Source organism: Leptospira paudalimensis (assembly GCF_026151345.1).
In the GTDB taxonomy this organism is placed as follows: Bacteria; Spirochaetota; Leptospiria; order Leptospirales; family Leptospiraceae; genus Leptospira_A; species Leptospira_A paudalimensis.
This window is the reverse complement of record NZ_JAMQPR010000001.1, coordinates 617,703-640,118: the sequence shown is the minus strand read 5'-3', so window position 1 is coordinate 640,118 and position 22,416 is coordinate 617,703. Positions and strand designations below refer to the sequence as shown.

The window sequence follows — 22,416 nt, the reverse complement described above, 5'->3', positions numbered from 1 at the left end:
AAAATCAAAATGATCTCCTATCACAAATGGATAGTCCATTTCATATCCTTAAAACCAAATGTCATTGATCCCACGACAAAACGTTCCCCTCCAAAACAGTCGACAAGCAAAGACCATTTTTAGAATGGAGTGAATGGTTCGATTTTTCCGAATTTCACTTCGGCTTTTGATTCTTTTCTCTTTCACACTATCCTTTACTTTATGCAAACCATCACCCTTAGAAAGCACTTGTGATGTTGAGTCCAAATCTTTTTTTCTGGCATCCCTTATGAGATTTGCCACTGGTGATAAATCTCCCTCTTGCCTTCCTGCCTTTCCATTTTACGAAGAGTTTGGTTTGTATGGAGGGGTGTTTGGTCCACCCGCAAAAGTATATGCCATGACATCCTACAGGAATCATCTATTGATAGCAGGTGATTTTACGTTAGCTGGACTTGCGACAGGAAGTGTCTCTGTATTACACCCTCAATCAGGGGCTGCCGTCCCCAGTCGTTTTTGTCCTTTTTTAAAAGTGAAGGGAGCCACCTACACCGCCGTATCGGATGGCAGTGGTGGTTTTTACATTGGAGGGGAATTCACCCATGTCCAAGGGTACGCAAGAAGCCAAGTGGCCCATATCCTACCCGGTTGCCAATTGGATCCCAATTTTAATCCAGTTTCGGATCCTTCGCGTTCCATTTACGCCTTACACTTACTTGGTGATAATTTATATGTAGGTGGTTTTTTTGGCTCTTGGGGATCTGGAACTCAAAGTAATCTTGCTTCTTTAAATCGATATACTGGCCAATTGAATAGTGGGTTTAATGCAGGGAATATCGATAACTTTGTTTATGCGATCACATCCTTTGGGTCTTCCCTTTTTGTGGGAGGAAGTTTCCAGACAGTCAATTCAGTCTCTAAATTTGGGATTGTGAAACTATCTGCATCCACTGGGAGTATCGATTCTAGTTTTACAAGCCAACTCTCCAGTTCCGGATCCGCATTTGATTTGTATATGGGTACTGATTTCCAAGGAAGTCCAATTTTATATGTGGGTGGGAGTTTTACAACACCTAGAAATAACGCAGTAGCCTTTTATCCTGATGGGACATTAACAACTTGGAACCCAAATCCCAATGCCACTGTTGAATCCATCCAACAGTATGAAAATCAAGTGTATCTAGGTGGATCGTTTACTTCTGTTACAGGAGCGGCAACAACGAACGGTCTTGTTGCAGTGGATAACCAATCGGGAACTGTTACCAATAATACGTTTGGTGTAAACCAATCGGTATCTACCATACAAATCATCGGGAACCAATTGTATGCCCTTGGCCAATTCACAAATGCGAAAGGGATTCCCAGAAATTATGCAGCTGGTTTTGATCTGCCCAGTGGTACTCTAAACAATTGGAATCCTTCCCTGGAAGAACCTGTTACAAATCCTGGTGGTGCCATCATACCTTATGGAGGTGCCATAGCACTAACAAATGCTAAATCATCAGTGAATGTCCAAGCAAAAAGAAATTTTGTTGTGATTGATGAAGCGTCTGGTGCTCCCATTGATGGTACTCCTCAATTCGATTATCCAATTAAATCCATTCATGTAAAAGACAATCATCTCTATCTTGGTGGCAGTTTTGAAACCATCAATGGCATTGCGAGAAGAGGATTTGCAGTTCTCAATTTACCAACTTACGAATTAAATCCGACTAACTTACAAATCACAGACCCTTCGCTTGAAATCAGAACCATCACAAGTGCCAATGGCCAAATTTTCTTTGGCGGAACGGGGATGACCACTGTGTCTGGGCAAACACGAAACGGAGTTGCTGCCATTTCTTCTGATACATTCCAACTCACCAATTGGAACCCAAACATCGGAGCCAATAGTGCCACCTCCATGCTTGTGATCGGTGATGCCCTATTTTTAGGAGGGCTTTACACAACGTTAAATGGAAACAATACCATCAGCAACTACCGTGCAGTTGATTTAGTGAATGGAACAGCCATTTCCTTACCTTCCACAAGCAATTATCCATCGAGTGATGTGACAACACAAAGCCTGTATGAAGGGAAAATTTATTTAGGAGGGATCTTCACATCAATTTCAGGGATTGGGAGTTTTCCAAACTTTGCAATTTTTGATTTAGGCACACAATCTTATGTAAACCCTTCTCCCATTTATGCAAATGGTTTTGTGAATACCATCACACCTGGTGCGGATGGAAAATTTTTTGTAGGTGGATCGTTTACGGGACTCAATGGCTCAACAACTTCCAATTATGCAGGAGCGTTCCAATCAAAAACAAATACAATCGTGAACTGGGCACCAAACCCTGATAATACGGTATTTGTCAGTATGTATCGGAATGGGAAATGGCATGTTGGTGGTGAATTTATCCATGCCTTCAACAAACCATATGGTGGATTCTTTTTAACCGACTTAACAGAGCCACCTAACAACTAAGACAAACAATTATTTTGTTTTTTTCTTACGTTTGAGAATGAATTGAATGGCTTCCTCTCCTTTTTTGACACCGAGTAAGGCTGTTTTGTACAATTTAGTACGAATGGTGGTCGTGAGTTTGACAGGTAGTGGTTCGTCAGGAGCCACTGTGATGATCTTTACTCCTCTCGGAGGTTTTACCACAATTTCTCTCGCTAAATTAAAATGAAAATGGTGGAGTTTACGCATCATCCTTCGGATGGTTCTGTGTTTTGGGAAGGCGAGTAAACTTGTTAGGCGAGTGAGTGGCCCTGATATATGACGAATTGGTGAATTCATAATCACTACAATTTCTTTATAACCAGCTTCAATGATATCTTGGATGGGAAGAGGATTGAGGATGGCTGCATCTGAATACAATTTCCCATTTAACATGTGTTTTCCTCTAGTTGCAATTGGCAAAGATGTTGCCGCTTTTAATAAATCAAAAACATTACTTGATGTTGCTTTGATGTATTCAATGGAATGTGTGTGTAAATTACTAACAGCAATGACAAAATGAGGCAATTTTTTGGAATCCAACGTTTCGGATTCCAAACGAACTTTTTTACGAAAGATAAAATCAATGAGGTATTCTTGGTTTAAGAATGTTTTCCCTTGGAATGGGTGAAAGTAGGAAATGAGTTTACGGCCGGAGAGATCTCTGTACCAAACCCCAAGTGCTTTTTCACTTTTCACAGGTTCCACTTTTGGCATCGACACATAATACGCCGCAGCACAAGCTCCAGAGGAGACACCCACCACCAAATCAAAGTAATTTGGTCTTAAGAACCGATTCCAAGCATAAAGGACACCACCCGAAAAGGCTCCCTTCATGCCACCACCTTCCACTAACAGGGCCCGTTTTGTCCCTTTTGCCTTGGGAATTTTGGGAGTTTGGTTCGGATTTTGGTCAGTCATAGGTCTCTCCATACCAGAGTCTTCCCACCCAGATTTGGTTGCAAAAAGGATTCAAAAAAAATGGAAAGAGGACAATAAAAATCGCTACGAAGGCAATTGATTTGTATGCTCGGAATTCGCACCATTGAAATCGAAGTCGAAGGTGATTCTGTTAAGGGAACCTTACAATGGTCTACCAATTCCTTTTACCAATTGGAAATGTATGTCCCTTACTCAGGACCTGTGTATACATTTTCCTTTCCGAAATTATTCCCACCCTTCCAAGAAGAAACTTTGGCAGAAATCGAACAAAATGCTAAAAGCCACCTTCGCACTTTGTATTATAAATGTGAAGGCATAAAGAAGGAAATCCCTAAGATAGAAACTGTTCTCAAAGAGTTTTGGATGGAGATCCAATCAATCCCCGTACTTTCCCCAAGTGAGTGGAAACAAAAAAATGAATTTTTAAAACAGGCTATGCTTGCAGGTTATATGGACAAAGCCATATACGAAAAAACAATTTATGATCTAACAACTGTCATGGAAAAAAAACAAAATGAACGCGAGAAACGTTGCGAATCATTTTTATCTCAGTACCTTCCCGAGTTTTCTCACTTACAAAATCATTTTTCGTGGATTCGTTTCTGTTATGAATTCACAGAAAAAAAACACTTACTCCTTCTTTAAAAAATCCTTTTTCTTGCCAAAGAGATGCGGATGGACTTTACTTTCCAATAGATGGGAAATTTATTTCCCGTTACTATAGAATAGAACTTGGAAATTAGCTATGCGACCAATGGACCAAATCACAGGCAAAGAACAAAAAAACCATGTGATCTTACACTATTTAATGAACCAGGAAATGAAAGCCAATTGTAACGGTCAGGTGCAAACCATGACGGTTATACAAGAAGTGCCTGGTGGTGAAGAAATTATTGTACAATGGGCTGAAGTTTGGCCTATTGGTGAGGGAACTACTATTGTTCTTTCCAAGTTACTTGCTCGTTATCTAGAACTCCATTGTACCTTTGTCAAACAATTGGCCCCACATAAAATCCAATTAAAGGTCGAAAAAGTACTTATTGCAAAAAAAGAAAGGTTAAACCCTCGATTTACCATCACCGAAGAAGGAATGGTCAATGTAACCAACATCGTCAGTTCCAAAACCATCATCGAAGCCAATATGTTTAATATCCCAACACTTGTACGTGTGAACTTTGAAGACTATCGCAAACGTATGATGGTTCGTTCTGGTGAAGCTGGGATCATGGATATTTTTAAATCGGGAATGGAACGTAAGTTTGATGTTGTGAAATCAACTCAAAAAATTTTGTTCATCAAAGATGCAACTAATCCAGAAAGTTACCGAATGGATGAAGAAGGTTTTTTAAATTACGAAGAAGATATCGAAGAGAATGCCGACAAACTTGCGTTCGCCGCTCGTGATAAAAAAATCAAATCAGAACTTATATTACCCATTTTGTACAAAAACGAATTAGAAGAAATTATACCAATTGGATATTATTTCTTACAAACCAAAGACAAAAACATCACCGAAGACGATTTAAAGTTTTACCAAACACAAATTGCAGAAATGATCGAAAGGATCAAAGATGCAAACTTGATGACAACTGTGGAAAAATTTCCAGTCATCGACTTATCTACGACAGGTCTCAAACTAAGAATCACAAACAGCAGTTTGGTGGAAACTCTACCCAAACAAAAAGGAATTTTATTAGAATTGGTATTCAAACTCCAAACCCCTTTCCGTTTTTTTGGGAAAATTGCTTGGTCTCATAAAGAAGAATCAGGTGATTTGCTTGTGGGAGTGGAATTTTCTGGAAAACGAACCTATGCCGAAAAAGTTCGTTTTGAAGAGAACATTGAAATCATCAAAAACAATGGCAGGACTGCTGCCTAATTTTTTAACGAATTTCCAATTTGATTGTTTTTGTAAATTTGGGAATTTCGTAAGCGCAAACATAGTATAACATCTTTAAGTCGATGTAATCATAGGCTCTTGCCAAATCCTTTTGCCACATGGTATCCATTTTTTCCCAAGGAAGATTTGGGTACTTTTGTTTTTCCGAATTCGGAATTTTTAAAGATTCCGTTTGAATGGTTTTTAACATTTCTTCTGCAAAAAAACTATCATGTTCCCCTTCTTTGAATTCTTGGATTTGATTTCGGAAAATAAAAGCTTCCAATTCTTTGCAATAAAAGACCAATTCATGAAACATGGTTTCAACTTAAAATTCGAAGTTCCCTAGGCTAGTTTTTTTCATTGGCAAAGTTCTGCCGTTTCTTTACCCTTTCGATAGATATGAAACCATTCCTTTCCATTTTGATTTCGATACTGTTTCTTTTGGTTCTCCCCATCGCTTCCGCAGAAAAAGATTTCCAGATCATTGACCTTGTCATTGGCAAAGGGGATGAAGCGTTTTCTGGTTCTTATGTGACTGTTCATTATGTAGGCAAATTGCAAAACGGAACCAAATTTGATAGTTCCAGAGACCGCAACCGTCCCTTTGAATTCAATTTAGGTGCTGGGGAAGTGGTGAAGGGATGGGACAAAGGGATCAAAGGCATGCGTGTGGGTGGTAAACGAAAACTCATCATCCCTCCAGAACTTGGGTATGGAAGTAAACGTGTGGGAAACATCCCTCCTGATTCCACACTCATCTTTGAAGTCGAACTATTAAAGATCTATTAGTACAAAGACTTAACTAGTTTCGAAGATTCGAAAGCAAGGAATTTCGATTGGGGAAATTCCTTGACAAGACCTAGAATCATTCTATGCTGTTTCCTCTATGGAAAGGAAACAAATTTTAGCGACCACCTCTCTTCTCGTACTCTTCGTACTTCTCCTCACAAACTGCAAACCCAAATCAGACTCTGATGAAGATACCTTACTCTTGTTAGCTGTAGCAGCTTCTAGAATTTGTGCCAATTCAGCATACACAGGAACCACTGTTGTGGCTTCTACTGCCACTTTGGATACAAACACAGATTGTATCACTGGTATGACCTCTTCTATGTCAGCTGACTTACCTGCTTGGATCCGTAACAATTTTAAATGTGCAGTGGGTACTGTATCCGGAAGTAATTATGTATTCCGTTCCCAAAATATCCCAAATAACAAAAGTTTTTATTTTGGTTCGACGTCTCCTCGATACGAAGCTCTTGCGAATGGACAAAAATCTGCGGGGAACAACCAAATTTCGTCTCAGTGTTTGGTGTATACGATTCCTAGTTCCCCTGCTGCCAAATCAAATCCACTCACTGGAACTCAAAGTGGGTATGCTTCCGTTGGGATTACTGTGAATGGTCTTGCTATTTTTAATAACGCTGCCGCTGCCCCTGATACTCTATCCACAGAAGCACAAACATTCGATAAGTACAATGGCCACCCACAAAATGCAGGGATCTACCACCACCACTCACAACCTTTGAATGTTACTAATGACAATGCAAATTTGATTGGGATGTTAATTGATGGCTACCCAGTTTATGGTTTAAAATGTGATAATGGAACTGCCAGCACTGCCGACGATGATACGCCTGGAAATGTTGGTCCAGCACTTGACACAAATCATGGACATACTGCTGCAACTGTTTTGTTTCCTTCTGGAATTTATCATTACCATTATGCGTATGATTCAACTGCAACAATCAATACTTTAATCGGTTCTTATTTCCATGGAACACCAGGAACGGTTTCCAACTAACAGGATCTTGTTGTTCCCACTTCGATTTGTCTTTGTTTCTCTTTTGTTTTTCCTTTGTTTGTCTTGTGGCAAAGAAACGGTCAAACAAGGGGACAAAGACCTTTCGGAAGACCAAAACCATTTTCTATTGTACAAGGGAAAACCATTCAATGGGTTTTACGTGGCCGAAAATACCGTCCTTGCCGAAACCTATGAAACCGAATTTTACAAAGGTGTACCTCACGGAAGTTATACGGTAAAATCCTTTTCGGGTGTCTTACTCGAATCTCGGCACATTCGGTACGGGCAAAAACATGGAACCCAAACCTTGTATTTCCCATCGGGCCAAATCCGCCAATCTTCAGAATATGAAATGGGAGTCCCTGTCGGCGAACATTTTGAATACTTTGACAATGGACAATTGGCAACCTACCAAACCTTCTTCCCTTCTGGGAAACCCAAGGTGGTGAAAAAATGGAACAAACGGGGACAAATTTATTTGAACCAAGTGTTTTTGGAATCGGGAGAAAGTTTTGGCCGTCCAGGGAGTAAACTCTGTGATCCCATCCCAGAAGAGACAGTGAACCAAACGGGCATTAACTCTCCTAACACCACCACCAAACTTTGATAAGTCGATTTAAGGGAAGGTACCCTTTTACAAATGAATGAAACAAAACCAAGTCTGAATCTGATAAAACCAAATTTCTTTTTTCAGAAATCGATTCTTAGAACCATTTCCATCTTTCTTTTCTGTTTGGTAAGTTTGTTTGTTTTGGGAAATTGTAAGGAAAACCAGTCTTCTCCCGAAACGGATTCTTTGCCTTATTTTTTTGGAAAAGACTTTGATCCCATTTGGACAAAAGTTCCAAACGAAACCTCTGGTTTACACCAAATCCCCGAAGGATTCAAACTCATAAATCATTTGGGAAACCAAATCCTACTCAGAGAACATTCCCCTAAAATCAGTTTGGTTGTTTTCTTTTATGCAACCTGTCGTGGGATTTGTCCGATGATCACAAAAAATATCATCCAAATTGAACCACAGTTAGCCGAATTCAATGACTTAGAAATTCATTCCATCTCCATCAATCCAAAGGAAGACACACCCGCAGTTCTTTCCAAGTACCGCACTCTCTACAAAATCCAAAACCCAAACTGGAATTTTTATACAGGGGAACTTTTGGACATTGAATCGTTTGCCAAAACCACATGTGGGGCGGAAGTCGAAGGATTTTCTGTGGAAAAAAACAAATACGAATTTGTTCATACCGAAAATATTTTTTTATTTGATGGAAACAAATACCTTCGGGGGATTTACCGCGCCAAAGGTACGGGCGATATACAGAGGTTAGTCGCAGACCTTAGGATCCTCACCAAATAATTGGTTGGGTTCCTAAGGGGAATCGAAGAGAACGAATCGAAGATTCTAGGGATCTTAATTTTTGATTTTGTACCCAGTACGAAAGATAAGCCATGTGACAGTCAAACAAACCGAAAGGAACACAAGGATCATCCCAATACTCACTGACAAAGCAACATCCGCTCGTTCAAAAAAACTATAACGAAACCCACTCACCAAATACAATACTGGGTTAAACATACTGATTTTTTGCCAAAAACTGGGTAACATTTGGATGGAATAAAAACTCCCACCGAGAAACACAAGAGGAGTGATAACAAGCATCGGAATCATTTGTAGTTTTTCAAAACTGTCAGCCCAAATCCCAATCACAAACCCAAACAAACTAAAACTAATGCATGTTAGTAGGAGAAAAAATACCATCAGAAATGGATGGTCAATGCGAATGGGAACAAAAAAAGAAGCAGTGATGAGCATAAGAATCCCGAGCATCAGTGATTTAGTGGCCGCAGCTCCCACATACCCAATCACCACTTCCCACATGGTCACAGGTGCCGAAAGGATTTCATAAATGGTTCCATTGAACTTGGGAAAATAAATCCCAAAGGATGCATTGGAAATACTTTCTGTGAGGAGTGATAACATCACAAGGCCTGGTACAATAAAACTTCCATAATGGATTCCATCAATCTCTTGGATCCGAGACCCAATCGCAGATCCAAATACAATGAAGTACAAAGATGTAGATAAAACAGGAGAGGCTATACTTTGTAATAACGTACGAAATGTACGAGCCATTTCAAATTGATAAATCGCTTGGATTGCATGGAAATTCATACGGGCTCCTGTAATAACTGAACAAAAATTTCTTCTAAGCTACTTTGTTTTGTACTCAAATCACTGAATTGGATTTTTTCTTTTTTGAGATCATCCAAAAGTTTGGTCATCACACTACTATCATCCGAACGATCATACGTGAATACAAAGGTGGTATTGTTATCTGAAAGTTCTAGTTTGTACTTTGATAACGACTTTGGAATCGATTTGATTGATTTTTTCAATTCAATCCGCAATTGTTTGGTTCCCAATTGTTTCATGAGTTTGTCTTTGTTTTCGGTGAGGAAAATTTCTCCCTTACGGATCACAGAGATACGGTCGGCAATTAACTCTGCTTCTTCGATATAATGGGTTGTGAGGATGATGGTGACACCATTTTTACGAAGGGATTCTACAATCTTCCACATATCCTTACGGAGTTCCACATCCACACCAGCACTTGGTTCATCCAAAAACAAAATTTTTGGTTCGTGTGACAATGCTTTGGCGATTAAAACCCTTCGTTTCATCCCACCAGATAAAGTCATGATCCTTTGGTCTTTTTTGTCCCAAAGAGAAAGGGATTTTAATACTTCTTCGATGTATTTAGGATTTGCTGGTTTTCCATACAAACCACGAGTAAAACTCACACTCGCCCAAACGGTTTCAAAAGCATGGACACTGAGTTCTTGTGGGACAAGTCCAATGAGAGACCTTGTTTCTTTGAAATCTTGGATGATATCGTATCCAGAGACTTTCACCTCACCGGAACTAGGTGATACGATCCCACAGATCAAATTGATTAAAGTGGTTTTCCCAGCACCATTGGGTCCAAGTAGGGCATGGATCTCTCCCTCACCCACTTCCCAATTCACTGATTTGAGTGCTTGGAAACCATTGTCATAGGACTTGGAAACTTGTTTTACAGTTAGGATTGGTTTCAAACGGTTTCATCCTTCCAGCCAATGTCACTGAGGAAGTCGTCATAACCACCATCATAGACAAAAACTCGGTCATCATCGAATACAATGAGTTTTGTGGCCACAGCGCGCAAGTGCATTTCGTTGTGGGTAACCATGATCACAGATCCATCAAAGTTATCAATCGCCTCAATGAGCGAGTCACAAGATTGCATGTCCAAGTGGTTTGTGGGCTCATCTAAGTAGAGTAAGTGGCAAGGAGTCACAAGGATTTTTCCAAGTAACACTCGGCTCTTTTCTCCCCCTGAAAGCACTTTGATTCTTTTTAAGGCAAGGTCTTCCGAGAACATCAAACCACCAGCAATATTACGAGCTTTCCCTTCCGAACAGTTGGGATCAGCACTCATAATTTCTTGGACAACCGTATTACTTTCGTTCATGTTCAGTTTGTTTGTTTGCCCAAAGTATCCTTCTTTTAAGATAGGGTGTTTTTTCACACTACCTGTCACAGGAGTGAGTTCACCCGCTATCAATTTGAGAAGGGTTGATTTTCCTTTTCCGTTTTTTCCGATGATACAAATTCGATCTTCTGGCCCAACACTGATGGAAAAATTTTCAAACAAAAAAGGAGATTTTCCATCATAAGAAAATGAAACATCTTCTACGCTTAACATTTGGTTGGCGGAAAAAGGCGCACTATTAAAATACAATTCCATATCTTCAATGGTATCAAGTGCCTTCATCTCACCTTGTTTTTCTAATTTTTTGACACGAGATTGTGTGCGACTTGCAAAACTTGCTTTTGCTTTGAACTTAGCGATAAACATCTCTTCTTGTTTGCGTTTTTTGGCTTCATTCAATCGAGTTTTTTCATAAATTTCTTCGGCTTGGTTGATTTGAGTGTACAACTTTTCAGTATCACCTTGCACTTTGATTGCCTTTGTACGGTGGATGGCGACTGTATGAGTCACAACACTGTCCATAAAACTTCGATCGTGTGTGATGAGAATGATCTCTCCTTCCCATTCCTTAAGGAATTCCTCTAACCAACGTATGGTGACAATGTCCAAATAGTTGTTAGGTTCATCCAAGATGAGCATATCGGGTGCAGACACTAAAAGTTTTGCCAAGTTCATTCGGATTTGGTACCCACCGGAAAACTCTTCGGGGCTACGTTCCATGTCTTTTTCGGAGAAGCCAAGTCCGAATAAAATGCGTTCTACCTTCCATGTTTCGTACTCATCCCCTTCCGGTAGACCCAGTGCACATTCTTCGAGTACGGTTGGTTTGGTGAAGACCAAATGTTGTTCCAAGTGGCCGATTCGGTATCCTTTGGGAATTGTGATGTTTCCCGAATCAGGTTCGGTTTTTCCTTGGATGATTTGGACAAGGGTTGATTTTCCATGTCCATTCCGACCGACAAGTCCAACCCTTTCCCCCCGATTCACACTGAATTGTAAATCATCAAATAAAACGTTACCATTGAATTGTTTGTTTAAGCCAGATATTTTGATCATATAATTTCCGAAGGGAGAGTAGAGATAAAACCAAGATGCAAAAAGTATCCGAAAGGACGAGTAGAAAGAATTGGAATCAAATGTGTTTTTTAAGGATTTAATGAAAAATTTCTGACATAATCACTAAGGCACAAACGTTAGAAATTATGAACTTTTTTTGGACTCCCAAAAGACCGAAACTGTACTGTGCGAACTTATCTTTTGTATTTACTAGGAGGCCTTTGTTTGTTAGGAGTGGACTCGTCCTACTCGAATGGAAACTTACAAGTGGCCTTTGGTGCAGAAGAAAACTACCTCCTCGTTCGTTCCCTCGATTCCAGTGTCATCCATTTAGGAGACGCGGAAGATAAAATAGAATACCGAAACATCATCGATGAATACCTACGCTTCAAAAGCCTTCATATCCAAGGAAATTATGGAGAAGCTTACCTTGCTGTTCGTTCAACACAATACAAACTCATCCAACTTTATGATAAAATCCTTACAAAAAACATAACACTTGTTCGAAGTGAACTTGAGTTACTTGGCAGAAAAGCAAGAGACAAAGAAAAAACACAAACCAAGGCTTTTTTACGTTTGGCGTTACGTGATGTCAGTGAAGCGGAACAAAAATTGGTGATGGCAAGGAACATACGTCCCTATTTGTATCTTTTGAAACTGAGAGAAATGTTGTTTGCTCTCAAGATTTTAAAACATTCTGGCAAGTTTGTTATTTTTTTAAACTTACTCCATGATGGACAGTACATGGATTCAATCGAGTTTTATGATTTTGAAACCATTGAATCAGAACTCATTCGTGGTTTTGGTCCGAGTTCCAAATACCTCGCCATCCATTACGACAATGCCTTTCTCCCCTTCCGAGAAGAAAGTATCTATGAAGACAAAATGACAAATTTCAAAACCCAAACCATCAACCAAAACGAAACACTGAAATAAAATCTGTGTTGGCCAATCGATTAATCCTTTCAGATGTTCCCATTAGGTAGTTTTTAATTGGATGAAGTCCCTTGCACGATTTGCTTTTTCTTTTGCTTCCTCAATGGTTTTGCCAAGTGCTAAGCTAACTCCCATTCGGCGTTTTCCAACCACTTCTGGTTTTCCAAAAATACGAATGTCAACTCCTGGAATCGACAAAGCTTCCTTTAGTCCCACGTATTCAGGTGACTTGGTATCTCCTTCGAGTAAGATCGCAGAACTAGCGGCTGGTGTTTGGAATATGAGTTCAGGGATTGGTAGGCCAAGTAGTGCTCTCGCGTGCAATGAAAATTCAGAAATATTTTGAGAGATCAGGGTGACAAGTCCTGTGTCATGTGGTCTTGGAGATACTTCACTAAAGTACACTTCGTCCCCTTGGACAAAAAGTTCTACACCAAAGATTCCAAAACCACCAAGCCCTGTTGTGACTTTTTCAGCAATTTGTTTTGCAGATTCTAATGCTAAGTTTGACATTGGCTGGGGCATCCAAGACTCCACATAATCTCCATTAACTTGTCTATGCCCTATTGGTGGTAAAAAACTTGTACCACCAATGTGACGGATTGTGAGTAAAGTAATTTCAAAATCAAAAGGAATGAACTCTTCAATGATCATCTTCCCTTTGCCAGTGCGCCCTCCTGTTTGGCCGTATTCCCAAGCTTTCTGGATGTCAGATTCTGTTTTGACCAAACTCTGTCCTTTTCCAGAAGAACTCATGATGGGTTTTACCACACAAGGGTATCCAATCGTATGGATGGCTTTTGAAAAATCATCTTCTGTATCTGCAAATAGATAAGCAGATGTTTTTAAACCTAATTCTTTTGCTACAAAATTTCGAATTCCCTCACGGTTCATAGTGAGGTTCACGGCTTTGGCACTGGGAATGATTTTGAATCCCTCGGATTCTAAACGGACTAAAGTTTCTGTATGGATGGCTTCAATTTCAGGCACAACATAATTTGGCTTTAACTCGCGTATGGTTGCTTCTAACTCTTTTGGATCGAGCATATTGATGACACGAGACTCTTGTGCCACAAGCATAGCAGGTGCATTTGGATAACGATCCACAGCAATGACATGGACACCCAATCGATTGGCTTCTATTGCTACCTCCTTTCCTAATTCTCCTGAACCAAGAAGGAGGAGTTTTGTTGCCTGTTGCGTAAATGGTGTTCCTATCATAATCGTAAAGATTTCGACACCTAGTTGTACGACAAGAACGAATCGTTACATCAGATAACGTTTTCCGAGTTTGTCTCTTTGGTAAATATTGGCACCCATCCGAATGAGTAAGTCAGACAATTCGCCTAGTCCATCAAAACTATTGGCAATGTGTAAGGCAGTGACACCACTCGGATCTGCGGCATTGGGATTTGCACCTGCATACAATAATACTTCCACTGCTTCGATATTCCCTGTTTCTGTGGCTTTATGAATTGGATACAAACCCATGTTATCTGGTTCGTCGGGATTCAGACCAATGGCGAGTAATCGTTTTAGAAAATAAAGATCAGATACTTCGACCACTGCAAGCCCCAGTAGTAAAGCAGACTCAGTTAAACAAATTTTTTTTAATTCTGCATCGGATAACAACAAATCAAAACTATCTCTGTCACCCCTGGTGATAGCAGAACACAAACTGCGAAGCCGAATATTGGATTTGGATTTCAATGCGAAATCGATTATGTTTTGGATCATACCCATATCGTATCACTTATCCTCGTTTGATTGCTTGTAAAAATGAGACATTTTTTCAAATTCTGCAAACCAATCTTTTGGGATCGTTCCCGAATTCCGTTTAAAATCATGATTAAAATGAGACTGGTCTGCATATTCAAAATTCTGTGCTATATCGGTTAGACGAAGATTTGGATTGTTTGTTTGGTAATGTTCGGGATTCCTTACAAGAGATAAAACGCGATGGACAGAACGGTATTCGGATGGATTGAGTCCCACCACTTCCTGGAATTTTCGTTCCAATTGTTTTCTTGAGATGCTTAATTTTTTTGTAAGCGAATTGATACTGGTTTTAGGATTGGTTAATTCCATCAGTGCAAATCGAATATAAGTCGGAACATCTGTTTGTTTCCCAGGAAAATTCTTTAAGTACTCCGACAATGATTGGATGAGATCTGTTTCCTCAATTTTTGCTCCTTGGAAAACCTTATCCAAATGCTTGTTAAATGGTATTTCAGGAAATTGATTTTTTAACGGTAGACCTTGTTTGGAAAAGAGAGCATAGAGAGATGCCACATAAAAACGGATGGAGACTAAGTTTAAGTGGGAAGGTGAGAGAACACGCCACCTTCTTGTTTGTGGGCCAACCAGATGGGATTTAGGCAATAAAAAGGTTTCACCCGATTCTGTTTCTACCATCGGCGGTTCTCCCAAATGAAAAACCATCTCACATTCGTAAGACGGTATGATCCAAGGTAATTCGATTGATTTTACTTCCCTCCAAACCCAAAACTCTTTCACAAAAGTTTCCCATTCAGAAGGAGGTTTTATAAATTGAATGTCCACGAATTGGTTCCTAGTGTTTCTCTCTTTATTTTCCTATTTCCATCGACTCATACGAAGCGCATTGAAGACAACGGACACAGAACTAAACGCCATGGCAGCACCACTTACCCATGGAGCAAGTAAACCAGAAGCAGCAATCGGAATTCCAAGTAAATTGTATCCAAGCGCCCATCCAAAATTTTGGCGGATATTCAATACTGTATCCTTACCGATTTTGATCAAGTCCACAATCCTTTGGATATCACCATTCACAAGTACAACATCCGCCGTACTGATGGCAATGTCTGATCCTGTTCCCATCGCAATACCGACACCAGCAGAAGCAAGTGCAGGAGCATCATTGATCCCATCTCCCACCATTGCACTATGGATATTGGAATCCTTCAGTTGTTTGATGATTTTTGCTTTTTCTTCGGGTAACAAACTGGAATACACAGTAGTGATCCCAACTGATTTCGCGACTTTGTTTGCTGCTATTGGATTGTCTCCCGTTAGAAGGACGGGTTCTACTCCAATGGAACGTAAGTCGTCAATCGCTTGTTTTGCGGATTCACGGATTTGGTCTTCGATGCGAAAAACGATCATACCATCGATTTTCCCTTTGATTCCAACGAACACCAAACTCACACCATCATTCTTCCACTCTTCGACACCAGTTTTGATACCAGCTGGAACCAAAAACCCCTTCTCTTCCACAAACGATTGTTTGCCGGCATAATATTCGTAACCTGCAATTTCGGTTTGGATTCCCCCACCAGGAGAAGTGATCGTTTTTACGATCCCAAGATCACCAGATCGATAGTCCTTCTCTTTTCCAAAGGCCAAAATGGCTTTTGCCAAAGGGTGATCGGAAGTTTCTTCCATAGCAAGCACATGTCCAAAGACTAAAGATTTTTGATCTTCCGAAACGTCAGATGCGAGAACACCTGTTACCTTAGGTTTTCCTTCCGTGAGAGTTCCCGTTTTATCAAAGAAGATCATATTGATCTTTGAAACTGATTCCAACGCCTCTGCACTACGAAAGAGTACCCCGCGTTTGGCGGCTCTTCCTGTTCCAACAAGGAGTGAGATTGGAGTTGCAAGCCCAAGTGCACAAGGACATGCAATAACAAGGATGGCGATACTTGTTTCAATCGCCTTTGTAATCTCACCAGGTGCCAGAATCAAGTACCAAACAAAAAAGTCTAGGACACTAAGGGCAATGACTACTGGTACAAAATAACCTGATATTTGGTCGGCAATCCTTTGGATGGGAGCTTTGGTTCCAAGAGATTCCTCTACCGATTTGATGATATGGGATAAAGTGGTATCATTTCCTACCTTCATGGCTTTCACAACCAGTGACCCATTCCCATTCACTGTTCCACCGAGGATTTTATCTCCTAGTTTTTTCTCCACTGGCATACTCTCACCAGTTAACATGGATTCATCGGCAAAACTTTCTCCTTCTGCAACAATTCCATCCATTGGAAATCGTTCCAGAGCTTTCACAAGAACCAAGTCGCCTTGTTTTAGGTATTCATTGGGAACTTCTGTCCAAACTCCATTCGATTTCACTGTAGCAGTTTCTGGGCGAAGTGAAAGTAGTGCTTTTATCCCATCACTACTTTTTCCTTTAGCCATATGTTCAATCCACTTACCACCTAATATAAATGTGATGAGGACAGCTGATGTCTCAAAATATAAATCTTTACCAAAGATACTATACCCATACGCCGCCGTTGTTCCAATCACCACAAGTACATCCATATTAGCTGTTCCATTGCGAAGAGCACGGTAGGCAGATTGATAAAAAGGGAACCCTATCAAAAATTGAACAGGAGTTGCGATGATCATCTGCACCCATCGGTCCATCAAAATATGGGGCATTGGTAAAAATGATAAAAATTGGAAATGTGTCACCATTCCATAAAACAGAGGAACTGAAAAAAGTGTAGAAAGGATGAATCGAATTTTTAAAACTCGAATGTGATCTTTCTGTTTTTTTTCTGTTTCTGATTGTTTGTTTGGATCATGTTCTGTTGCTTGGTAACCAAGAGACTCCACTGTTTTTAAGAGTGTATCAACTGGTATTTGTTCTTCTGCCCGAAGGAAAACCGATTCACGAGCAAAATTGACTCTCACATCCGTTACACCTGGGAGTTTGGAAAGGCCCTTCTCAATTCGAAGGGCACAATTCGCACAAGTCATCCCAAAAAGGTCTAACGTATGTTCTGTGGTTTTATTTAACGTTTCCAAGGGTATAACCATCCTCACTCAAACGGTTTCGGAGTTTTTCCAACTCCTCTTCTGTTAGAGTCTCATTCACTGATACAATTTCATAATCTACATCAGCAGTTGCTTTTTTTCCATTTGCAGAAAATATTTTTTCTACAGTCATCTTACAGTGATTACAAGTCATTCCTTCTATTTTATAATTAACCATGGTGATGCTCCTTCTTCTCTTCTTTTATTTCATTTAATGGCAGTTTGTATTTTACCTTTGCCCCTTTTTGCCCTTTCCAAACAGGAGAAAGAAGTAACTCTCCTTCTGTTGGTGTGACCCCTTTTGGTAATTCACAGTAAAAGTGATCTGGGTGGCCAGCACACTTCAGTCTGACTTCTTTGCCGGCATTCACAATACTAGCAGTCACATTCGAATTTTTGGAAGTCGGATTTTCAAAATTAATATCCAAAAGATATACTTTAAATCCGAGATTCTGGTAAGCCAAAACTTCTGTGTGAAATGCACCAGGCATCTTGATCACACCTCCATTTGGCCCTGGTTTGTGTTCTCCGTGCGCGGCGATGGGTTGGATCGCTAGAAACGCCGAAAAAACAGTGATTTTAATAAGATTTTTCATTGTTTTTATGTTAACTCCTTTGTTATCATGAATCCTAGTGTAAACCTTCCAATCGTTGGAAGGTCAATAGGCGATTTCGTTTTTTTTACTTTTTTTTTCAAATATTTTAGGAGGAAAATTGTGAATATTGGGGAACTTTCCAAATCATCTGGAGTCTCATCCAAACTCATTCGCCATTACGAAAGTATTGGACTTATCCCAGAGACAAGAAGGAATGATAATGGTTATCGACTGTACACAGATGATGACGTACACTATGTACGTTTTATCAAACGATCAAGAGAACTTGGATTTTCATTGGAAGACATTAAAAGTTTATTAGGTCTTTGGAAAAACAAATCCAGAAGTAGCAGACAAGTGAAACAACTTGCCGAAAAACACCTAGAAGATCTCAATTTAAAATTAAAACAAATCAAAGATATGGCAGATACATTAAAACATTTGGTCCACAATTGCCATGGTGACCATAGGCCCGACTGCCCTATCCTAAAAAATTTAGAAATGAATTAGAGAGAAAATTACATTGATTGTTTGATGGCATCTGCAATCAAACGATTTGCCTTTTCATTGAAGTGAATGTCTTCTTTTTGCAAAAGTCGGTTATGAATTCTAAAAATTTTACGCATATCAATCAATTGTATCTGGTTTGATTCACTAAAAGTTCGTAATGCGAGAATGAATTCCGAATCGCCAACCAACCATTTTCTATCCATTGAAAATCCAATTTTTTGATACACATCAAATCGTTTTGGATCAAATTCCACATCAAGTGGGATATAAATGATTGTAAAGTTCTTATGATTTGTTTGTAAGTCTGAAAACAAACGTAACAAAATACGATTCCATCTTAGGAAATTTTGATTGGATACTGAATTCACATCCAAGGATTCTTTGAAATAATTTGGACTGATGGAATATAAAGTTCGAAAGGAAGGAAATGTTTCCTCTCCCGTTTCTTCTTCATTGAAAGGTGGGGTACTTTGTTTGCTTGGGTAATTGGTATTAGCAAATTTTTGAATCTCAATTTCCATTCTCTTTTGGACTGAATCAAAATATTGTTTTTTTAATACGAGCCAAGTGTAATTGGGTAGAAACAATCCCAAAACTTTGGTGGTCCATTTTTGTTTGTCTACAAAGTGGATATAATCAGGTGTCTCTCCTGTTTCATAAATATCATTGCCATACACAACTAAATATACATGTTCAAAAGGTATCTCATTTTTGATCTCTTGAAACATTGCATATTCATTTTCCAATGTAAATCCAGGCATACTTACATTTGTCCATTGGCAGTTTGTTTCTTCATTTAAGATTTCAGAAAAAGTATCCTTCCAAAAAATACCAGAACCAAACGTTTGTGAGTCTCCTAAAAATAGTGAGTGGCAATTAGGTTTGTTTTTTAAAGTTGATTCACGAATACCAAATTTCCCAATTTTACCAGGTTCCGGTACTCCCTTTCTAAAGAATGGAATTGTTTGGTCCTTTGGATAATGAAAATGTCCATAAGGCAAATTGTATTGGAATTGATTTTGGTCGAGCCAACGTAGTCCAAAACAAAGAACGACAATCAAAGAAAGGAATACTCCCAGTTTTGACCAAGGTCTCGATTTTGATTGAGAAACTACTTTTTTCATTGATGATACTTTGAATTGATTTAATTGTGTTAGTTTCGATTGCAAATGATCCATTCTAAAAAAGCAATAGGTTTCTTATATGGAGTTGGTTTTTTAACCATCCTTTTCTTTTTCTTCAAAACAATCCCAACTGTATCATTCTCCGATTTTTCCTTGTTTGAATGGCAATTGAAACAAGTTTTGAAAGGATCTTTACACCTACCTTATCTTTTTATCACTACAGACCCGAACTTAGATTTTTTCCCCTTACCGAATGTATTCTTTCACCTAACTAACAACAGTATCGATTCTACCTTCCCTAATTTATATCCCATTTTATTTTCTCCCTTTTATTGGATCGGAGGAAAAACGGGGATACAATTGATCCAATTCATACTTTTCTTTTTGGTTATACGGCTCTTTTTTTTAATCAAACGAGACCATTCCCTTTCTCTTATTCTTTTGTTTGGTTCTTCGATTCCAATTTATACCAACTTAATCCACGATACGATTTTTATATTTTTTTTAGAAGTTCTCTTATTGTATATCATCCACAAACAATACGTTTTCTTCGCATCCTTACTAAGTGTATTTTTGTTATGGATGAGACCGGAATTTGTTTTTGTGATTTGTTTACTTCCCTTTTATTTTGAATGGAAAAACATTTGGAAACAATACTTAAAGTGGTTTGTTCTATTCATCTTCCTCTTTCTTACCACCAATTTTATTTTATATTCTACCGTTTTCCCTCTTCGGCTTTTCAAAAATTCCACATACCATTGGAATTTGGAAATCGTTGTTTATTTATTTCGTTTGTTAATCGAACAAATTCCGGCATTCACTATATTTTTAATTTTAAGTGTTATTAGTATTTTTCAAAAAAAAATCAAATTACAAAATCTAATTTTATTTCTCTTTACTTGCTTGATTATATTATCATCACCTAACACCGGAGGACACAATACACCGAGATATCTATTTTGTTTAGTTCCTTTTTACGTTTTATCATTTCATTCCAATCTTTACGAAACATTACATCGAAAGAATGTTGGTATCCTTTTGGTGATACTTCTCACGATCTATTCTATCTACCAATGGCAATACCAAACAAAGGAATTGATTAAAATTTCAAAATTCCAATCCAATACATTGGCATCCTTAAACCAAATCCCCGAACAAACAATTGTATTTAATAATTCAGATTTTTCCTTCGTTGCCTTACCACTGATTGAACAAAACAAAAACCTATTTTTACTAAAGAAAAATCCAGAAGAGAATGCCTTTGGTGCATTTTTGGCGAAAAACCACATCAAATCTTTTGTGTTTGTCGAATTACCTCCGTCACCTTATCCCATCCCCAATCCGCTTGTGATTCCCAACTATGACAATGATTGCGAATTCCGCTTTGTGGACCAATACCCATTACCAAATGCAATGTTGCCAATTATGGTTACACGTTACCAAAGGGTATTCCCATGAAATTAATTTCTCGCTTGCTTTCTGAAAAGTTTGAAACCATTCTTTACCAGGTAAAAAAATGACCCAATCGAAACAATGCCCAAGTTGTGGTAGTACCAATATTTATCAAGAATCTGCAACCGTGTACCGGTGTTCCGATTGTTTCGACAAACTACCATCAGGTGCCATTTACGACTCACCACCTCCTAAAGTTTATGGAACACAAAAAAATTCTGATCCAACTAATTTTGCAAAATACAAATACATTATAATGTCTGTCGTGATTGGTTGGTTGATCCTTGGGAGCACATTCACTGCATTTTTCCAAAACATCACAACAACTTCTACTCAAGTAGACGAGACTCAAAACACCATCATCAACCCAAACAACAATACATCTGAAATCCATCCTGAAGGGGATTTTGATTACACAAATGAATTACCGGATACCATTGGAAATTCTTACTTTGTAGGAACCTTTACCAATACGAGTGGATCTACCATACTCATGCCAAAATTCACTGTGACCTTATTCAATGAGGATGGGTCAACCATTGGTTCCAGTGATGGATATGGAGAAAAAAATCTAATCGCAAATAATGAATCTGTTATATTTGCAGTTTTGTGGTCCAAAATTCCAAGATACCATCATTACGAAATAACAGTGACAGCGACAACACATGAAGGAGATTTGAATCGTCCTGATTTGATTTTAAAATCGATTGAACTTAAAAAAATAAAAAACAAAGGTACACTCCTAACGGGGAAAATCCAAAACCAAGGAATCTCCATTGCAAACTTTACTCGCATCAATTGTTTGATCATAGGAAGTGATAATTTAGTGAGTGATTATGGAAGTTTTGTTTTGGAGAAAGAAAATTTTTTACCAAAGGAAACACAAAAGTTTACCTTTGAATTTTACAGAACAAATGAATTTCCGACTTTATATTATTGTGAAGCTGATGGCATGAATCAAGACACTGGTGCAAACTAATCCCATTGTTTGTGTAGGACTTGGTAAAAGTTTTCGATGGATTTGTCTAAATTATGAGAACGCCAATAAGGATTATTTTCTAGAGAGATTTGAACATGTTTCACTACACTTCGAATGAAACTGGTTCTGTCGATTTTTGATCCACTTTCAAGTTTTTCGAATGTCGTTTGCCTGGCAGATAACTCTTTTTTCAGTGCAGAAGATATCACCAATACCGCATCATCTGTTGTTAGGCGGTGTTCCATAACAAGTAACTCCGCCGCTTCCTTGATTAATTTGATTTGGCGATTGCTTACGGACATAGGTAAGAAACTATTCAAACA

At 38.8% G+C, this 22,416-nt stretch carries 25 protein-coding genes; 11 read left to right on the top strand and 14 right to left on the bottom strand.

The annotated features are described in order from the left end of the window. Window positions 1-48: 48 nt before the first annotated feature. Complete coding sequence (locus tag ND855_RS02950) at window positions 49-282, bottom strand: hypothetical protein (RefSeq protein WP_265357128.1); 234 nt, start codon at window positions 280-282, stop codon at window positions 49-51. Here ND855_RS02950 and ND855_RS02945 point away from each other — a divergent pair. Beyond that, a complete protein-coding gene (locus ND855_RS02945) occupies window positions 269-2,449 on the top strand; it encodes a hypothetical protein (RefSeq protein WP_265357127.1) in 2,181 nt (726 codons plus the stop codon). The two genes, ND855_RS02950 and ND855_RS02945, sit on opposite strands and share 14 nt — an antisense overlap. A 9-nt stretch (window positions 2,450-2,458) precedes the next feature. Here the strand turns inward: ND855_RS02945 and ND855_RS02940 are convergent, their stop codons facing one another. Then, on the bottom strand, window positions 2,459-3,388 hold the full coding sequence (locus tag ND855_RS02940; RefSeq protein WP_265357126.1) for a patatin-like phospholipase family protein: 930 nt from the start codon (window positions 3,386-3,388) through the stop codon (window positions 2,459-2,461). Window positions 3,389-3,493: 105 nt separating this feature from the next. Between ND855_RS02940 and ND855_RS02935 the strand changes: the two genes are divergently transcribed. Together ND855_RS02935 and ND855_RS02930 are read left to right on the top strand one after the other, a co-directional pair. Beyond that, entirely contained in the window at window positions 3,494-4,054 is a 561-nt protein-coding gene (locus ND855_RS02935) for a hypothetical protein (protein WP_265357125.1), read from the top strand. 100 nt (window positions 4,055-4,154) lie between these two features. Then, window positions 4,155-5,288 carry a DUF1577 domain-containing protein gene (locus tag ND855_RS02930; RefSeq protein WP_265357124.1) on the top strand — a complete coding sequence of 378 codons (1,134 nt, stop codon included), beginning with the start codon at window positions 4,155-4,157 and terminating at the stop codon, window positions 5,286-5,288. Window positions 5,289-5,292: 4 nt separating this feature from the next. On the opposite strand, the gene ND855_RS02925 is transcribed toward ND855_RS02930, so the two are convergent. Continuing rightward, on the bottom strand, window positions 5,293-5,607 hold the full coding sequence (locus tag ND855_RS02925; protein ID WP_265357123.1) for a HepT-like ribonuclease domain-containing protein: 315 nt from the start codon (window positions 5,605-5,607) through the stop codon (window positions 5,293-5,295). An 83-nt stretch (window positions 5,608-5,690) separates the two neighbouring features. On the opposite strand from ND855_RS02925, the gene ND855_RS02920 reads away from it, so the two are divergent. The 4 genes from ND855_RS02920 to ND855_RS02905 all read left to right on the top strand — a co-directional run bounded on the left by ND855_RS02920 (window position 5,691) and on the right by ND855_RS02905 (window position 8,455). Next, entirely contained in the window at window positions 5,691-6,080 is a 390-nt protein-coding gene (locus ND855_RS02920; protein ID WP_265357122.1) for an FKBP-type peptidyl-prolyl cis-trans isomerase, read from the top strand. 112 nt (window positions 6,081-6,192) lie between these two features. Further along, window positions 6,193-7,095, top strand: coding sequence for a YHYH protein (locus tag ND855_RS02915; RefSeq protein ID WP_407658730.1), 903 nt, complete (start codon window positions 6,193-6,195; stop codon window positions 7,093-7,095). Next, a complete protein-coding gene (locus ND855_RS02910) occupies window positions 7,067-7,702 on the top strand; it encodes a toxin-antitoxin system YwqK family antitoxin (protein WP_265357120.1) in 636 nt (211 codons plus the stop codon). The genes ND855_RS02915 and ND855_RS02910 overlap by 29 nt, the downstream gene beginning before the upstream one ends. A gap of 33 nt (window positions 7,703-7,735) precedes the next feature. Next, a complete protein-coding gene (locus ND855_RS02905; protein WP_265357119.1) occupies window positions 7,736-8,455 on the top strand; it encodes an SCO family protein in 720 nt (239 codons plus the stop codon). A 54-nt stretch (window positions 8,456-8,509) separates the two neighbouring features. Here ND855_RS02905 and ND855_RS02900 read toward each other — a convergent pair whose 3' ends face one another. The 3 genes from ND855_RS02900 to ND855_RS02890 are packed head-to-tail and all read right to left on the bottom strand — an operon-like array spanning window position 8,510 to window position 11,687. Then, window positions 8,510-9,271, bottom strand: a complete 762-nt coding sequence (locus tag ND855_RS02900) for an ABC transporter permease (RefSeq protein ID WP_265357118.1) — start codon at window positions 9,269-9,271, stop codon at window positions 8,510-8,512. Next, window positions 9,268-10,194 (bottom strand): ABC transporter ATP-binding protein, encoded by a 927-nt coding sequence (locus ND855_RS02895; protein ID WP_265357117.1) that lies wholly within the window; start codon window positions 10,192-10,194, stop codon window positions 9,268-9,270. Before ND855_RS02895 ends, ND855_RS02900 begins: the two co-directional genes overlap by 4 nt. Beyond that, window positions 10,191-11,687 carry an ABC-F family ATP-binding cassette domain-containing protein gene (locus ND855_RS02890; protein ID WP_265357116.1) on the bottom strand — a complete coding sequence of 499 codons (1,497 nt, stop codon included), beginning with the start codon at window positions 11,685-11,687 and terminating at the stop codon, window positions 10,191-10,193. Before ND855_RS02890 ends, ND855_RS02895 begins: the two co-directional genes overlap by 4 nt. A 186-nt stretch (window positions 11,688-11,873) precedes the next feature. On the opposite strand from ND855_RS02890, the gene ND855_RS02885 reads away from it, so the two are divergent. After that, window positions 11,874-12,623 (top strand): adhesin OmpL37 family surface protein, encoded by a 750-nt coding sequence (locus ND855_RS02885; protein WP_265357115.1) that lies wholly within the window; start codon window positions 11,874-11,876, stop codon window positions 12,621-12,623. Window positions 12,624-12,665: 42 nt separating this feature from the next. On the opposite strand, the gene purT is transcribed toward ND855_RS02885, so the two are convergent. Genes purT through ND855_RS02855 form a run of 6 tightly spaced genes read right to left on the bottom strand, consistent with a single transcriptional unit; the run spans window position 12,666 to window position 18,028 of the window. Beyond that, window positions 12,666-13,844, bottom strand: coding sequence for a formate-dependent phosphoribosylglycinamide formyltransferase (purT, locus tag ND855_RS02880; RefSeq protein WP_265357114.1), 1,179 nt, complete (start codon window positions 13,842-13,844; stop codon window positions 12,666-12,668). 45 nt (window positions 13,845-13,889) lie between these two features. Beyond that, window positions 13,890-14,360, bottom strand: a complete 471-nt coding sequence (locus ND855_RS02875) for an ankyrin repeat domain-containing protein (RefSeq protein ID WP_108959518.1) — start codon at window positions 14,358-14,360, stop codon at window positions 13,890-13,892. A 12-nt stretch (window positions 14,361-14,372) separates the two neighbouring features. Beyond that, on the bottom strand, window positions 14,373-15,185 hold the full coding sequence (locus ND855_RS02870) for a helix-turn-helix domain-containing protein (protein WP_265357113.1): 813 nt from the start codon (window positions 15,183-15,185) through the stop codon (window positions 14,373-14,375). 33 nt (window positions 15,186-15,218) lie between these two features. Further along, a complete protein-coding gene (locus tag ND855_RS02865) occupies window positions 15,219-17,423 on the bottom strand; it encodes a heavy metal translocating P-type ATPase (RefSeq protein WP_265357112.1) in 2,205 nt (734 codons plus the stop codon). Then, the gene (locus ND855_RS02860; protein WP_265357111.1) at window positions 17,407-17,610 is read right to left on the bottom strand and encodes a heavy-metal-associated domain-containing protein; all 204 of its coding nucleotides are present in this window, start codon (window positions 17,608-17,610) and stop codon (window positions 17,407-17,409) included. Before ND855_RS02860 ends, ND855_RS02865 begins: the two co-directional genes overlap by 17 nt. Then, window positions 17,603-18,028, bottom strand: a complete 426-nt coding sequence (locus tag ND855_RS02855; protein WP_265357110.1) for a hypothetical protein — start codon at window positions 18,026-18,028, stop codon at window positions 17,603-17,605. Before ND855_RS02855 ends, ND855_RS02860 begins: the two co-directional genes overlap by 8 nt. 120 nt (window positions 18,029-18,148) lie before the next feature. Here ND855_RS02855 and cueR point away from each other — a divergent pair, with 120 nt between their 5' ends. After that, window positions 18,149-18,538, top strand: a complete 390-nt coding sequence (gene cueR / locus ND855_RS02850; RefSeq protein ID WP_265357109.1) for a Cu(I)-responsive transcriptional regulator — start codon at window positions 18,149-18,151, stop codon at window positions 18,536-18,538. An 8-nt stretch (window positions 18,539-18,546) separates the two neighbouring features. On the opposite strand, the gene ND855_RS02845 is transcribed toward cueR, so the two are convergent. Beyond that, on the bottom strand, window positions 18,547-19,662 hold the full coding sequence (locus ND855_RS02845) for an SGNH/GDSL hydrolase family protein (protein ID WP_265357108.1): 1,116 nt from the start codon (window positions 19,660-19,662) through the stop codon (window positions 18,547-18,549). A gap of 45 nt (window positions 19,663-19,707) precedes the next feature. Between ND855_RS02845 and ND855_RS02840 the strand changes: the two genes are divergently transcribed. Then, on the top strand, window positions 19,708-21,120 hold the full coding sequence (locus tag ND855_RS02840; protein ID WP_265357107.1) for an LA_3751/LA_3752 family putative glycosyltransferase: 1,413 nt from the start codon (window positions 19,708-19,710) through the stop codon (window positions 21,118-21,120). A gap of 58 nt (window positions 21,121-21,178) precedes the next feature. Beyond that, on the top strand, window positions 21,179-22,093 hold the full coding sequence (locus ND855_RS02835) for a hypothetical protein (RefSeq protein ID WP_265357106.1): 915 nt from the start codon (window positions 21,179-21,181) through the stop codon (window positions 22,091-22,093). On the opposite strand, the gene ND855_RS02830 is transcribed toward ND855_RS02835, so the two are convergent. Continuing rightward, window positions 22,090-22,395, bottom strand: a complete 306-nt coding sequence (locus ND855_RS02830) for a hypothetical protein (protein ID WP_265357105.1) — start codon at window positions 22,393-22,395, stop codon at window positions 22,090-22,092. The two genes, ND855_RS02835 and ND855_RS02830, sit on opposite strands and share 4 nt — an antisense overlap. Window positions 22,396-22,416: the final 21 nt, after the last annotated feature.